The following is a 13,616-nucleotide window of genomic DNA, read 5'->3' on the forward strand; positions in this document are numbered from 1 at the left end:
GGTGCAGCGCGCAAGCGTTGCGTTCGGGGGTTACTTCTTCCCCCGCGGATCAATCGGCGTCTGGCCGCGCAGACCCAAAATATCCTCGAGCACCTTCGCGCCGGCAATCACTTGCGCATCCGCGCGCGGTGCGCCCACCACCTGCACACCCACCGGCAAACCAGAGGCCGTGAAGCCGCAGGGCAGCGACAGCGACGGGCAGCAGGCGAGTGTAATGGCGTAGACGATGCCGAGCCACTCGACATAGTTTTCGAACCGCTTGCCGGCGCATTCCGCGACATAGCGGTGCTCGATCGGGAAGGGCGGCACGATCGTCGTCGGCGTCAGCAGCAGATCATAGGTCTTGAAGAATTCGATCGCGCGTGCGGTCATGCCGACGCGCTGCGCTTCGGCGCGCGCGAGCTGATCGACCGTCAGCTTGAGGCCTTCCTCGATGTTCCAGATCACCTCGGGCTTGAGCAGGTCGCGCTTGGTGCGCAGCAGATTGGCCTTGGTGATGGCGAAGTCAAAGGCGCGCAGTACGTGGAAGCACTCATGCGCCTCGCGCCAATCCGGATGCGCCTCCTCGACGATTGCGCCGGCCTCTGCGAAGCGTTCGGCGGCCTTCTGGGTGATCGCCTTCACCTCGGGATCGACAGGCGTAATGCCGAGATTGGGCGAATAGGCGATGCGCTTCGGCTTCTTGCCGGACTGAGCCGCCGACAGGAACGAGGTCATGGGCGCCGGCAGCGACAGCGGATCGTCCGCATAATCGCCGCTCATGGCATCGAGCAGCAGCGCGAGATCCTCGACATTGCGTGCCATCGGCCCCACGACGCCGAGATTGCGGTCGATGCCCGATTTGGGCGTGTGCGCGACGCGGCCGATGCTCGGCCGCATGCCGACGACGCCGCAGAAGGCCGCGGGGCTGCGCAAGGAGCCGCCCATGTCGGAGCCCTGGGCGAGCCACGCCATGCCGGTGGCCAGCGCCACCGCGGCGCCGCCGGAGGAGCCGGCCGCCGACTTTGACGTATCCCAGGGATTGAGCGTCGCGCCGAACACTTCGTTGAAGGTGTTGGCGCCGGCGCCGAATTCCGGCGTGTTGGATTTTGCGTAGACCACCGCGCCATTGGCTTCGAGGTTCTCGACCATGAGGTCGGACTTGGCTGGGATATTGTCCTTGAAGATCGGCGAGCCCTGGGTGTTCAGCACGCCTGCGACATCAGTCAGATCCTTGATCGGCACCGGCAGGCCGGCAAGCAGTCCGCGCGCGCCGGCCGGTTTCTGCATCATTGCCTTCGCATGCGTCCGCGCGCGATCGAAGCAAAGGGTCGGCAGCGCGTTGACCTTGCCGTCAACCTCCTTGACGCGCTTCTCCACCACGTCGAGTAGCTCAAGCGGAGAGACGTCGCCGGAGCGCAGCTTGTCGACGACGACGCAGGCGGTTTCGCGGATCAGGTCTTGAGACAACTGTTTTGCTCCTCAGCTTACTTTTCGCTCGCGATCGAACGGATCGATCTTAGCCCGATCCAGCGCTGATGCCGCCGTCGACCGTGTAGATCACGCCCGATGTATAGCCCGCACGATCCGATGCCAGGAATGCCATGAGGTCGCCGATCTCGCGCGCATGGGCGGGGCGGCCGAGCGGCAGGCCCTTCTGGAATTCCCTGTAGCGGCTCTCGTCGCCGAACTGGTGCTTGGCCCGCGTCTTTAGCAGCGTGACGTGGCGGTCGGTGCCGACAGGGCCGGGATTGATGCCGACCACGCGAATGTTGTCGGCGAGGCTTTTGCCGCCGAGCGCGCGGGTGAAGGCCATCAGCGCGGCATTGCCGGCGCTGCCGCAGATATAATTGGCGTCGAACTTCTCGCCCGCTGCACCGATGTCGTTGACGATGACGCCGCCGCCTTTGGCCTTCATCTGCGCATAGACCTGCCGCGTGAGGTTGATATAGCCGAACACCTTCAATTCCCACGCGTGCCGCCATGTGGCTTCATCGATCTTGTCGATGGAGCCACCGGGGATATCGCCGGCATTGTTGACGAGCACGTCGATGTCGGCGGCTTCTTTTGCGAGCCGGGCGACGTCCTCGGCCTTGCGCAGATCCACGACGCTCGTCGCCGCATCGATCTGGTGCGCGGAGCGCAGTCGATCGGCCAGCGCCTTGAGCTGATCGCCGCTGCGGGCGGCGAGCAGGAGGTTTGCGCCTTCCTCGGCAAACGCCTCGGCGGCGGCGGCGCCAATTCCCTTGGACGCGCCAGTGATCAGGACGCGCTTGCCACGCAGATGCAGATCCATGAGAGATGCTCGCAGGATGGATACAGGATGAAATCAGTAGGCGCTCGGTTGCGCCATGGTCAACATTGCAGTGCAGCGTTGCACTGCCGCCGACTTTGGTCCATTGCAGTGCGGTCAAGAAGGCGGCGGCTGCCGGACTAACCAAGGACGTTCTCGATGAGCAAGAAACAATACCGGATCGCAGTCATTCCCGGCGACGGCATCGGCAAGGAAGTGATGCCCGAAGGCCTGCGCGTTTTGGAGGCGGCCGCGAAGAAACACGGCGTGGCCCTGCATTTCGATCACTTCGATTTCTCGTCCTACGACTATTACGAGAAGCACGGCCAGATGATGCCTGACGACTGGAAGGAGAAGATCGGCAAGCACGATGCGATCTATTTCGGCGCCGTCGGCTGGCCTGCCAAAATTCCGGATCACATCTCGCTGTGGGGCTCGCTGATCAAGTTTCGCCGCGAGTTCGACCAGTATGTGAATTTGCGCCCGGTGCGATTGATGCCCGGCGTGCCGTCACCGCTGGCGGGGCGCAGGCCCGGCGATATCGACTTCTGGGTGGTGCGCGAGAACACCGAAGGCGAATATTCCTCCGTCGGCGGCCGCATGTTCCCCGACACTGACCGCGAGTTCGTGACGCAGCAGACGGTGATGACCCGTACCGGCGTCGACCGCATCCTGAAATTCGCCTTCGAGCTTGCGCAGTCGCGGCCGAAGAAGCATTTGACCTCGGCGACCAAGTCGAACGGCATCTCCATCACCATGCCCTATTGGGACGAGCGCGTGGAGGCGATGGCCAAGAAGTTCCCGGGCGTGAAGTGGGACAAGTATCATATCGACATTCTCACCGCGAACTTCGTGCTGCATCCGGACTGGTTCGACGTCGTCGTCGGCTCGAACCTGTTCGGCGACATCCTCTCCGACCTCGGCCCGGCCTGCACCGGCACGATCGGCATCGCGCCGTCGGGCAACATCAACCCTGAAGGCAACTTCCCATCGGTGTTCGAGCCGGTGCACGGCTCGGCTCCCGATATCGCGGGGCAGGGCATCGCCAACCCGATCGGCATGATCTGGTCCGGCGCGATGATGTTCGAGCATCTCGGCGAGAAGGAAGCCGGCAAGTCGATCGTCGAGGCGATCGAGCGCACGCTGGCCGAACGCACGCTCCGCACCAAGGATCTCGGTGGCAATGCCGACACCACGGCCTGCGGCAAGGCTGTGGCGGATATGGTGGACTAGATCAGATCAACAACATGGTGTCGTCCCGGCCTCCGCCGGGACGACAATGACTTTCCCGTTCAGCCGGCGATCTTCTCGATCGCCGCCTGATCAAGCCCGAACTTCTTTCCGGCCTCGATAATCTCCTGCCAGGTGGTCGGATCGACGGGAATGCCTTCGGCGAGACGCTTCTGCTTGGTCTCGCGTTCGAGATCGCCGGCGATCTTGACCTTGTCGACGCCCGGGCCGGGAGGCGAGCCGGTGTGCCAGGCGACGAAACTCTCGACTTCGCTCGCGAGGTTCTCGCCAGTGCCGAGCTTGCCCGGATCGATGATGATCGAGAGCATGCCGTTGATGACGTTGTACTTGCCGTCGGACGGGCCCTTGACCACCTGACCGCCGGAGAGTGCGCCGCCGAGGATTTCGCACACCAGTGCCAGCCCCGATCCCTTGTGCTCGCCGAACGGCAGGATGGCGCCGTATGGCGGGATCACGGTGTAGCGCGGCTTGACGGTGGGCTTGCCCTCGTTGTCGATGATGGTGCCGGGCTCGAGTTCGGCGCCCTTGTTGTGAGCAACGCGGGTCTTGCCCTGCGCGATCCTGCTGGTGGCGAAGTCGAGCACGATCGGCTCCTTGCCCCGGCGCGGGATGCCGACGCAGAACGGGTTGGTGCCGTGACGCGCATCGCTGCCACCCCAAGGCGCCACGATCGGGCGCGAGATCACATTGACGAAGTGGATCGAGACCAGCCCGTGGTCGATACATTGCTCGGCCCAGTGGCCGATGCGGCCGATGTGGTGCGAATTGGAGAGGCCGACGAGGCAGACGCCGTTGCGCTTGGCGCGCTCGGCCGCCAGTTCCATCGCTTCGTGTCCGATCACCTGACCGTAGCCGGTGAGGCCGTCGAGGGTGAGAAGCGGACCGGTGTCGAGCACGATCTTAACGTGCGCGTTCACGGCAAGGCCGCCATTGACGACGCTCTGGACGTAGCGCGGGATCATTCCAACGCCGTGGGAGTCATGCCCCTTGAGGTTTGCCTCGACGAGATTGGTGCAGACGAGCTCGGCCTCGCGGTCCGAGGAGCCGCCGGCCTTGACGATGGCGCGGATGGCGTTGGTGAGCGGCTCTGCCTTGATGGTGCGATAGTCGGCCATTGTTGTTGCTCTTATCCTTTCACGATCCGGCGGCAATGGACCCATGCCGCTTCAATCAGGTTCTCGCTCGCTTCCGGGGTGCGGAAGGCGGAATGCGCCGACAGCGTCACGTTGGGAATCTTGGTCAGCGGATGGTCCGCCGGCAGCGGCTCGATGTTGAACACATCTAAGCCGGCGTGGCGAATGTGGCCCGAGTTCAAGGCATCGATCATCGCCTGCTCGTCGACGATGGCGCCGCGCGCGGTGTTGATGAAGACCACGCCCGGCTTCATCTTTGCGATCTTCTCCCGGGTGATCATGCCGCGCGTCTCATCGTTGAGCAGCAGGTGCAGCGACACGACGTCGCTCCGCGCCAGCAACGTATCGAGATCGGTGAACTCGACGCTCGCGTGGCTCTTCGGCGAACGGTTCCAGGCGATCACCTTCATGCCGCTGCCGGATGCGATCCGCGCCACTTCGGCGGCGATGCCGCCGAAGCCGATCAGGCCGAGCGTCTTGCCGGTGAGCTGCATGCCATCCTCGCGCAGCCAGTTTCCGGCGCGCATCTCGCGGTCCATCATCGCAATGACGCGGGCCGAGGCCCACATCAGCGCGACTGCGGATTCCGCCACCGCCGTATCGCCATAGCCCTTGATGAGATGCACGGAGATGCCGAGTTCGGCGAGCTCCTCCGGGTTCATGTAGCTGCGCGCGCCGGTGCCGAGGAACACGACGTGCTTGAGGCCCGTGCAATTCTTGGCGACTTCGGTCGGAAGCGCCGTGTGGTCCACGATCGCGATCTCGGCGCCGTCGAGGATCTCAGGATATTGTTCGGGCTTGATATCAGGATCCCTGTGGATCCGAACCTTGGGATCGCCGGGCTTCTCAAGCCGCTCCATGATGACCGCGAGCGCCTCGTTGGCGTCGACGAATACTCCGCGCATGGCTCTCTCCGATCAGGACGCGACGCCGGCAATCGCCAGCACGGTGTGCATCAGCACGTTGGTGCCTGCGGCGCAGTCGGGCTGCGTGGCGTCTTCCAGCTCGTTGTGGCTGATGCCGTCCTTGCACGGCACGAATACCATCGCGGCGGGCATGACGGTATTCAGGTTACAGGCGTCGTGGCCGGCGCCGGAGGTGATGCGGCGGGAAGAATAGCCGAGCGTCTTGGCCGCATTCTCGACCGCGGCGATCAGCTTCGGATCGAAATGCGTCGGTGCCTTGCGCCAGACGAGATCGATCTTGACCTCGACCTTGCGCCGCGCGGCGATCTCGGCGATGGCCGCACGCAGATCGCGATCGAGCGCGTCCATGATGGCGCCATCGGCACTCCGGCAGTCCATGGTGAAGGCGATCTCGCCGGGAATGACATTGCGCGAGGGATTTGCGATCACGGCTTCGCCGATGGTCCCGACCGCGTTCGGCCCGTGCTTCTTCGCGATGGCCTCCATCGCCAGCACGATCTCCGACAGGGTCGCCAGCGCATCGCGTCGCAGCGGCATCGGGGTCGAGCCCGCATGGCTCTCGAAGCCGGAAATCTTTCCATCGTACCACAGCACGCCCTGGCCGGAATCGACCACGCCGATGGTCTTGCCCTCGGCTTCGAGGATTGGTCCCTGCTCGATGTGTAGCTCGACGAAGCAGCCGAGCTTCTGGAAACCGACCGGCTTGTCGCCGCGATAGCCGATGCTGTCGAGGGCCTGGCCGACGGTGGTGCCATCGATGTCCTTGCGCGACAGGATGTCGTCGGTGGTGAAGTCGCCGACATAAGCGGCGGAGGCCATCATCGCCGGCGCGAAGCGCGAGCCTTCTTCGTTGGTCCAGTTGACGACGCAGATCGGTGCCTCGGTCTCGATGCCGGCGTCGTTCAGCGTACGGATCACTTCGAGCGCGCCGAGTGTTCCCAGAATGCCGTCATACTTGCCGCCGGTCGGCTGGGTGTCGAGGTGCGAGCCGATGCCGACGGGCAGTTTCGACATGTCGCGGCCCTTGCGCAGGCCGAATTGCGAGCCGAGCGCATCGGTGTGAACCTCGAGCCCGGCGTCCTCACAGGCCCTTCGGAACCAGTCGCGGACCTGCTTGTCTTCGCTGCTCAAGGTCAGCCGCCGCACACCGCCCTTGGCCGTCCTGCCGAACTGCGCGGTCTCGTGGATGGAGCCCCAGAGGCGGGCGGAATCAATTTGCAGGTTGGTCGCGGCTCGGCTCATGCGTTCAGTCCATTCGTAATCCGTCATCCCGGGGCGATGCGAAGCATCGGACCCGGAATCTCGAGATTCCGGGTCTGGTGCTTGCGCACCATCCCGAAATGACGGGAAAGGTTGTCCGGCGCCTTTTTCAATGACGCGCCAGCGCGGGCGCGTCAACCGCGAGGCTGCTCTGCGCAATCTGACATGCAAGCTCGGCGACGCGCTGCACCGCCACGACGTCTGGCGAGGCGAGCCAGCTCGCCGTAAATGTCAGCGGCGCGATCTTAAGATCTGTGTCGAGCAATTGCAGCCGGCCGTCGGCGAGCTCGTTCTCGACGATGGCGTCTGGGATCACGGCGATGCCGAGGCCTTCCACCGCCATGTGGATCACGGTGGCGAGCGAGGCGGAGGCGTGAAGACGGATCGGCGGCAAGTCGGGCCGGTCGAACACCTCGCGTACCACCTCGTAGGGCCTGGTCTTGCGCGGGAAGGTGATGATCGGAAACCGCGCGAGATCGGTGAGCGTCACCGGGCCGTGGCCGAGCCCGAGTGATGGGCTCGCGAGAAAGCCGATCGGATAGTCGGCAAGCATGCGGTTGTGCACGCCCGAGGCCGAGAGGGGACCGACGACGAAAGCCAGCTCGATCTCCTGTGCAAGCAATCGCGCGGTGAGGTTCGGCGTGATGTCGACCTCGATCTCCAGCGACAGGTTCGGATAGATCTCGTTGACGCTCTTCACCAGCCGCGGCAGCCAAGTATGCACGATGGTTTCGGCGACGCCGAGCCGCATCACGCCGCGCATTGCCGAGCGATCGCCGATCTCGGCCATCATCGCGGCGCGCAAGCCGATCAGCTTCTCGGCGTAGACCATCATCTGCCGCCCGCTCGGGGTCGGTGACGCCACGCGATGATCGCGGTTCAGGAGTTTGACGCCCATCTCACGTTCGAGCTGGGCGATCCGTTGGGAGATCGCCGGCTGGGTCGTATTGAGCCGCGCCGCGGCACCTCGGAAGCTGCCGAGCTTCACAACCCAAAGGAAGGTTTCGATCGACCTGAAGTCCAGCATTGGAAGGATTTTCCCGATCGATAAAATGATTTTATCGATATCGATTAAAAAGGACGATTAGACTTTATAGTATGCTTGATGTTGGCTAGGCTTGTCGAGTTCATAGGCAGGTCGATGAAATGACTGTTTTGGTGGCAGCGCAGCAAACTGAAACGCCTGACACGCTCCCGAGCCGCCAGGCGCGGCTCGCCTATCGCGGCGGCCAGGTCGGCTCCACCGCGGGGGTTGCCCCCGGCTTCGTCCAGGGCAATTTGGCGATCCTGCCGGCGGCATACGCCAGCGCCTTCCATCGCTTCTGCCAGCTCAATCCGAAACCATGCCCGATCATCGGCATGTCCGACGTCGGCAGCCCATACATCCCCGCGCTCGGCGCCGATCTCGACATCCGCACCGACGTGCCGCGCTACCGCGTCTGGCGCGACGGCGAAGTCGTGGACGAGCCGACCGACGTCACCAGGTATTGGCGCGACGATCTCGTGACTTTCGTGCTCGGCTGCTCGTTTTCGTTCGAAGAGGCACTGCTCGACGAGGGCATGCCGATCCGTCACATCGAAGAGAACGTGCGCGTGCCGATGTACCGCACCAACATTGCCTGCGGCGAGGCTGGTCCGTTCGCTGGTCCCATGGTGGTGTCGATGCGTCCGTTCAAGCCGGCTGACGCCATCCGCGCGGTGCAGATCACCTCGCGTTATCCCGCCGTGCACGGTGCGCCCGTGCATCTCGGCCATCCGCATCTGATCGGCATCAAGGATATCGCCAAGCCCGACTATGGCGATCCCGTACCTGTCGCCGACGACGAGATCCCGGTGTTTTGGGCCTGCGGCGTGACGCCGCAATCGGTGATCAACGCCGCCAAGCTACCTTTCGCAATTACGCATTCGCCGGGCCTGATGCTGGTGACGGATCTGAAGAACAGGAACATGGCCGTGATTTAGTAGGCAGCGTTTGCTGCTTCTTCGGGCTTTACGCAGTTTGCCAATCGCTTCATCGATACGCACAAAATTCGAATAACAGGGGACTTTACCAATGACGATCTCTCGCCGCGACGTTCTGCTCGGAGCCACCGCCGCTGCCGCACTGCTGCCGCTAGCCGCACGCGCGCAAACGTCCGAGGTGGTGATCGGCGCGACCTACCCGCTGTCGGGTGCCGGCGCCCAGGTGGGTGTCGATGCGCAGCGCGCGTTCGAGACCGCAATCGACATCATCAACAACGATCAGGATTTCGATCTTCCGCTGGCAAAGGGCGTCGGCTTGCCGGGTCTTGGTGGTGCCAAGATCCGCATGGTTTATGCCGACCACCAGGGCGACCCGCAAAAAGGCCGCGCCGAAGCCGAGCGACTGATCACCCAGGAGAAGGTCTGCGCGGTGCTCGGCTCCTATCAGAGCGCGGTCGCGGTCACGGTAAGCCAGATCTGCGAGCGTTATCAGGTCCCGTTCCTGTCGGCGGACAATTCCTCGCCGAGCCTGCATCGCCGCGGACTGAAGTACTATTTCCGCGCCTCGCCGCATGACGAGATGTTCTCGACCGCGATGTTCGATTTCCTCGACGCGATGAAGAAGAAGGGCGCTAAGGCCAATACGCTGGCGCTATTCCACGAAGACACGATCTTCGGCACCGACTCCGCCAATGCCCAGACCAAGCTCGCGACCGAGCGCGGCTACAAGATCGTCGCCGACATCAAGTACCGCGCCAACTCGCCGTCGCTGTCGGCCGAAGTCCAGCAGCTCAAGGCCGCCAATGCCGACGTGCTGCTGCCTTCGAGCTACACCACGGATGGTATCCTGCTGGTCAAGACCATGGCGGAGCTCGGCTACAAGCCTAACGCGATCCTGGCCCAGGCGGCCGGCTTCTCCGAAAAGGCGCTGTACGATGCCGTCGGCGACAAGCTCGAAGGTGCGATCACCCGCGGCAGCTTCTCGCTCGATCTCGCCGCCAAGCGGCCGATGGTCGGCAAGATCAACGATCTGTTCAAGGCCAAGTCGGGCAAGGATCTCAACGACAACACCTCGCGGCAGTTCATGGCGATGATCGTGATCGCGGACGCCATCAACCGCGCCAAGTCGACTGACGGCGAGAAGATCCGCGACGCGATGGCTGCAACCGACATTCCGGGCGAGCAGACCATCATGCCCTGGAAGCGGGTCAAGTTCGACGACATGGGCCAGAACAACGACGCCGATCCGGTGCTGCTGCAATATCTCGGCGGCAAGTTTGTCACCATCTTCCCGGCTCAGGCGGCGGTGGCCGAAGCTGTCTGGCCGATGAAGTGATGATGGTATCGGAAGCTCGCACGATAGCTTCCGATCCTGATCCTGCGAAGTAAGACGGAGGGCCGCGTCGGGAAAGACGAGGGCGGGCCCCTTCTTTGCGATGAGCATTCGATGTCGCCCCTCGGGGTGAGGGCTTTTTCTGGGGGACGAGTTGCTGACAGTTGAAACAATTGTCCAAAGTCTCGCGAGCGGGTTGCTGATGGGCCTGCTCTACGGACTGATCGCCGTCGGCCTCGCGCTGATCTTCGGCCTGATGGACGTCACGAACTTCGCCCATGGCGAGTTCCTGATGATCGCGATGTATGCGTCCTTCTTCCTGTTCGCGTTCTTCGCCATCGATCCGTTGCTCTCCGCGCCGCTGGTCGCGGCGGCGATGTTCGTGTTCGGAGCGGTGGTCTACCTGTTGATTGTGCGTTTCGCCATGCGGGCCAAGGCCAATGCCGGCATGGTGCAGATCTTCACCACCTTCGGTCTTGCTATCGTCATGCGGGGGCTGGCCCAGCTGTTCTTTACGCCGGACTATCGCAGCATTCCGCAATCCTGGCTCGGCGGCAAGACCGTCTCGATTGCGGGCATCTTCCTGCCGGAGCCGCAGCTGGTCGGCGCGCTGGTCTCGATCGCAGCCTTTGCCGGCCTCTATTTCTTCATCCACCGCACCGATTTCGGCCGCGCGCTGGAAGCCACCCGCGAGGATCCCGGTGCGGTCGCGCTCGTCGGTATCGACAAGAACCGGGTGTTCGCGTTCGGCTGGGGCCTTGGCGCCGCGCTTGTCGGTCTCGCCGGCGCGATCATGGCGGTGTTCTTCTACATCTATCCCGACGTCGGCGCGTCCTTTGCGCTGATTGCCTATGTCACGGTGGCGCTCGGCGGCTTCGGCAGCGTATTCGGGGCCTTTGCCGGCGGTATCATCGTCGGCCTGGTTGAAGCGGTCACCGCCCTGATGCTGCCGCCCTCGCTGAAGTCGGTCGGCATCTACGCGGTGTACCTGCTCGTCGTCTTCATTCGGCCGCGCGGCCTGTTCGGGTCGATGTGATGGACAAGAATTTTGCCGCGCGGCGTCGCCGCGATCTCATCATTGCCGCAGTGCTGGCGGCGCTTGCTGCGCTCGCGCCGCTGTTCGTCAAGAACGTCTATATCCAGAACATCCTGGTTCTGACCTTGATGTATGCGGCGCTGTCACAGAGCTGGAACATCCTCTCCGGCTATTGCGGGCAGATCTCGCTGGGCCACGCGCTCTATTTCGGCATCGGCGCCTATACCACCGAGCTTCTGTTCACCAAGTTCGGCGTGTTGCCCTGGTTCGGTATGCTCGCCGGCGGCGGGATCGCGGCTGTCATTGCGATGGGGCTCGGCTATCCCTTCTTCCGCCTGCGCGGCCATTACTTCGTGATCGCGACCATCGTCATCGCGGAGATCGGGCTCTTGCTGTTCCAGAACTGGGAATGGGCGGGAGCTGCGCTCGGAATCACCATTCCCGTGCGCGGCGACAGCTGGCTGAAATTCCAGTTCATGCGCAGCAAGCTGCCGTATTTCTATTTCGCGCTGGCGCTGTGTTGCCTCGCCTGGTTCGTCACCTGGTGGCTTGAGGACTCCAAATGGGGTTTCTGGTGGCGCGCGGTGAAGGACAATCCTGAAGCGGCCGAGAGCCTGGGTGTCGTCGTGTTCAATTCCAAGATGGGGGCGGCTGCGGTCTCCGCATTTCTCGTGGCCATCGGCGGCGCCTTCTATGCGCAGTTTCTTGCCTATATCGATCCTGAGAGCGTGATGGGCTTCCAGTTCTCGCTGCTGATGGCACTGCCGGCAGTTCTCGGCGGCATCGGCACGCTCTGGGGGCCAGTGTTAGGGGCGGCCATCCTGATTCCGATGACGGAGCTGACGCGCTCTTATATCGGCGGCTCCGGTCGCGGCGTCGATCTCATCGTCTACGGCACGCTGATCGTTCTGATCTCGCTGGCCTTGCCGCAGGGCCTGGTGAGCTTGTTCTCCCGCTCCAAGGCAAAAGGAGCCACGCGATGACCGCGCTCCTTGAAACCCGCGGCGTCTGGCAGCGGTTCGGCGGCCTCGTCGCCAACTCCGATGTCTCGATCTCGGTCGGTCGGGGCGAGATCGTCGGCCTGATTGGCCCGAACGGCGCCGGCAAGTCGACGCTGTTCAATCTCATCGCCGGCGTCTTGCCGCCGACGCAGGGCTCCATCTGGTTCGACGGCGAGGATGTCACCAACCTGCCGGCGGCCGAGCGCTGTCAGCGCGGGGTGGGGCGCACCTTCCAGGTGGTCAAGAGCTTCGAGACCATGACCGTCATCGACAACGTCATTGTCGGTGCACTGGTGCGCAACACCGTGATGCGCGAAGCGCGCCGCAAGGCGCATGAGGTGCTTGAGTTCACCGGCCTTGCCGCGCGCGCCAATGTGCTCGCGAGCGACCTCGTGCCGGCCGAGAAGCGGCGGCTCGAAGTCGCCCGCGCGCTTGCGACCGAACCAAAACTCCTGCTGCTCGACGAAGTCCTCACCGGCCTGACGCCGACCGAGGCCCAGACCGGCGTCGCGCTGGTGCGCAAGGTGCGCGATGCCGGCATCACCGTGCTGATGGTCGAGCATGTCATGGAGATCGTGATGCCGCTGGTCGATCGCGCCATCGTGCTCGACCTCGGCAAGGTGCTCGTCGAGGGCAAGCCCGCTGAGGTCGTCCGCGATCCCAAGGTGATCAAGGCATATCTGGGAGATCGTCATGCTGTCGGTGCGTGAAGTCACGACCGCCTATCAGGGCCTGGTCGCGATCTCCGCGGTCAGTATCGAGGTCGCCAAGGGCGAGATCGTCTGTGTCGCCGGCGCCAATGGTGCCGGCAAGTCGACGCTGCTGAAATCGATCGCCGGTGCCGAGCGCCCGCGCTCGGGCACCGTGACCTTCGACGGCAAGCAGATCAACGGCATGGCGCAGCACCACATCACGGCCGCCGGCATCGCCTATGTACCGGAGAATCGCCGCCTGTTCCCGCGTCTGTCGGTGCGGGACAACCTTCGCCTCGGCAGCTATCTCTATCGCGGCGAGGCAAATCGTGAGGGGCCGCTCGAGCTCGTCTTCAAGCTGTTTCCGCGTCTGTCCGAACGGCTCGAGCAGCGCGCCGAAACGCTCTCGGGCGGCGAGCAGCAGATGCTCGCGATCGGCCGCGCGCTGATGACGCGCCCGCGGCTGTTGATGCTGGACGAGCCCTCGCAGGGCATCATGCCCAAACTTGTCGATGAGATTTTTCAGGCCGTGAAGCTCATCCGGGACTCCGGCATGACCGTGTTGATCGTCGAGCAGCGTATGGCCGAGTGCCTGGAGATCGCCGACCGCGCCTACATCCTGCAAACCGGCCGCGTCCTGATGCAGGGCCCGTCGGCGGAGATCAGGGGCAATCCGGACGTGCGGAAGGCGTATCTGGGGCTGTAGTTGAGCTGCCGGCCGTCGCCACGTTCTCCGTCATTGCGAGCGCA

The 13,616-nt window shown here is 63.7% G+C and carries 13 protein-coding genes; 7 read left to right on the forward strand and 6 right to left on the reverse strand.

The window, feature by feature from the left end; translation table 11 throughout:
- Nucleotides 1-30: 30 nt before the first annotated feature.
- Nucleotides 31-1,449 (reverse strand): amidase, encoded by a 1,419-nt coding sequence (locus L6639_RS22005; protein ID WP_237863718.1) that lies wholly within the window; start codon nucleotides 1,447-1,449, stop codon nucleotides 31-33.
- A 49-nt stretch (nucleotides 1,450-1,498) separates the two neighbouring features.
- Nucleotides 1,499-2,275, reverse strand: coding sequence for an SDR family oxidoreductase (locus L6639_RS22010; protein WP_237863719.1), 777 nt, complete (start codon nucleotides 2,273-2,275; stop codon nucleotides 1,499-1,501).
- A gap of 156 nt (nucleotides 2,276-2,431) precedes the next feature.
- On the opposite strand from L6639_RS22010, the gene L6639_RS22015 reads away from it, so the two are divergent.
- The gene (locus L6639_RS22015; RefSeq protein ID WP_237863720.1) at nucleotides 2,432-3,505 is read left to right on the forward strand and encodes a tartrate dehydrogenase; all 1,074 of its coding nucleotides are present in this window, start codon (nucleotides 2,432-2,434) and stop codon (nucleotides 3,503-3,505) included.
- A gap of 59 nt (nucleotides 3,506-3,564) precedes the next feature.
- On the opposite strand, the gene L6639_RS22020 is transcribed toward L6639_RS22015, so the two are convergent.
- The 4 genes from L6639_RS22020 to L6639_RS22035 form a co-directional block, all read right to left on the reverse strand.
- Nucleotides 3,565-4,638 (reverse strand): malate/lactate/ureidoglycolate dehydrogenase, encoded by a 1,074-nt coding sequence (locus L6639_RS22020; RefSeq protein ID WP_237863721.1) that lies wholly within the window; start codon nucleotides 4,636-4,638, stop codon nucleotides 3,565-3,567.
- 11 nt (nucleotides 4,639-4,649) lie between these two features.
- Nucleotides 4,650-5,561, reverse strand: a complete 912-nt coding sequence (locus tag L6639_RS22025) for an NAD(P)-dependent oxidoreductase (protein WP_237863722.1) — start codon at nucleotides 5,559-5,561, stop codon at nucleotides 4,650-4,652.
- Between the two features lie 12 nt (nucleotides 5,562-5,573).
- Nucleotides 5,574-6,824, reverse strand: a complete 1,251-nt coding sequence (locus L6639_RS22030; protein ID WP_237863723.1) for a Zn-dependent hydrolase — start codon at nucleotides 6,822-6,824, stop codon at nucleotides 5,574-5,576.
- Between the two features lie 127 nt (nucleotides 6,825-6,951).
- Nucleotides 6,952-7,869, reverse strand: a complete 918-nt coding sequence (locus tag L6639_RS22035; RefSeq protein ID WP_237863724.1) for a LysR family transcriptional regulator — start codon at nucleotides 7,867-7,869, stop codon at nucleotides 6,952-6,954.
- A gap of 119 nt (nucleotides 7,870-7,988) precedes the next feature.
- On the opposite strand from L6639_RS22035, the gene L6639_RS22040 reads away from it, so the two are divergent.
- From L6639_RS22040 to L6639_RS22065, 6 genes are all read left to right on the forward strand, one after another.
- Nucleotides 7,989-8,804 (forward strand): putative hydro-lyase, encoded by an 816-nt coding sequence (locus L6639_RS22040; RefSeq protein ID WP_237863725.1) that lies wholly within the window; start codon nucleotides 7,989-7,991, stop codon nucleotides 8,802-8,804.
- A 91-nt stretch (nucleotides 8,805-8,895) separates the two neighbouring features.
- Nucleotides 8,896-10,140 carry an ABC transporter substrate-binding protein gene (locus L6639_RS22045; RefSeq protein ID WP_237863726.1) on the forward strand — a complete coding sequence of 415 codons (1,245 nt, stop codon included), beginning with the start codon at nucleotides 8,896-8,898 and terminating at the stop codon, nucleotides 10,138-10,140.
- A 199-nt stretch (nucleotides 10,141-10,339) separates the two neighbouring features.
- Entirely contained in the window at nucleotides 10,340-11,173 is an 834-nt protein-coding gene (locus L6639_RS22050; protein ID WP_237863727.1) for a branched-chain amino acid ABC transporter permease, read from the forward strand.
- Nucleotides 11,173-12,156 (forward strand): branched-chain amino acid ABC transporter permease, encoded by a 984-nt coding sequence (locus L6639_RS22055; RefSeq protein ID WP_237863728.1) that lies wholly within the window; start codon nucleotides 11,173-11,175, stop codon nucleotides 12,154-12,156. The genes L6639_RS22050 and L6639_RS22055 overlap by 1 nt, the downstream gene beginning before the upstream one ends.
- Nucleotides 12,153-12,884: an ABC transporter ATP-binding protein gene (locus L6639_RS22060; RefSeq protein ID WP_237863729.1), complete on the forward strand. Its 732-nt coding sequence runs from the start codon at nucleotides 12,153-12,155 to the stop codon at nucleotides 12,882-12,884. Before L6639_RS22055 ends, L6639_RS22060 begins: the two co-directional genes overlap by 4 nt.
- Nucleotides 12,868-13,572 carry an ABC transporter ATP-binding protein gene (locus L6639_RS22065; RefSeq protein WP_237863730.1) on the forward strand — a complete coding sequence of 235 codons (705 nt, stop codon included), beginning with the start codon at nucleotides 12,868-12,870 and terminating at the stop codon, nucleotides 13,570-13,572. Before L6639_RS22060 ends, L6639_RS22065 begins: the two co-directional genes overlap by 17 nt.
- The last annotated feature ends 44 nt before the right edge of the window (nucleotides 13,573-13,616 follow it).

This window comes from Bradyrhizobium zhengyangense (assembly GCF_022012555.1).
Classification (GTDB): Bacteria; Pseudomonadota; Alphaproteobacteria; order Rhizobiales; family Xanthobacteraceae; genus Bradyrhizobium; species Bradyrhizobium zhengyangense.

Bases quoted from the DNA above. Each gene is read 5' to 3' on its own strand.
- L6639_RS22010 (WP_237863719.1), bottom strand. From the start codon at position 2,275: ATGGATCTGCATCTGCGTGGCAAGCGCGTCCTGATCACTGGCGCGTCC.
- L6639_RS22015 (WP_237863720.1), top strand. From the start codon at position 2,432: ATGAGCAAGAAACAATACCGGATCGCAGTCATTCCCGGCGACGGCATC.
- L6639_RS22020 (WP_237863721.1), bottom strand. From the start codon at position 4,638: ATGGCCGACTATCGCACCATCAAGGCAGAGCCGCTCACCAACGCCATC.
- L6639_RS22025 (WP_237863722.1), bottom strand. From the start codon at position 5,561: ATGCGCGGAGTATTCGTCGACGCCAACGAGGCGCTCGCGGTCATCATG.
- L6639_RS22030 (WP_237863723.1), bottom strand. From the start codon at position 6,824: ATGAGCCGAGCCGCGACCAACCTGCAAATTGATTCCGCCCGCCTCTGG.
- L6639_RS22035 (WP_237863724.1), bottom strand. From the start codon at position 7,869: ATGCTGGACTTCAGGTCGATCGAAACCTTCCTTTGGGTTGTGAAGCTC.
- L6639_RS22040 (WP_237863725.1), top strand. From the start codon at position 7,989: ATGACTGTTTTGGTGGCAGCGCAGCAAACTGAAACGCCTGACACGCTC.
- L6639_RS22045 (WP_237863726.1), top strand. From the start codon at position 8,896: ATGACGATCTCTCGCCGCGACGTTCTGCTCGGAGCCACCGCCGCTGCC.
- L6639_RS22050 (WP_237863727.1), top strand. From the start codon at position 10,340: ATGGGCCTGCTCTACGGACTGATCGCCGTCGGCCTCGCGCTGATCTTC.
- L6639_RS22055 (WP_237863728.1), top strand. From the start codon at position 11,173: ATGGACAAGAATTTTGCCGCGCGGCGTCGCCGCGATCTCATCATTGCC.
- L6639_RS22060 (WP_237863729.1), top strand. From the start codon at position 12,153: ATGACCGCGCTCCTTGAAACCCGCGGCGTCTGGCAGCGGTTCGGCGGC.
- L6639_RS22065 (WP_237863730.1), top strand. From the start codon at position 12,868: ATGCTGTCGGTGCGTGAAGTCACGACCGCCTATCAGGGCCTGGTCGCG.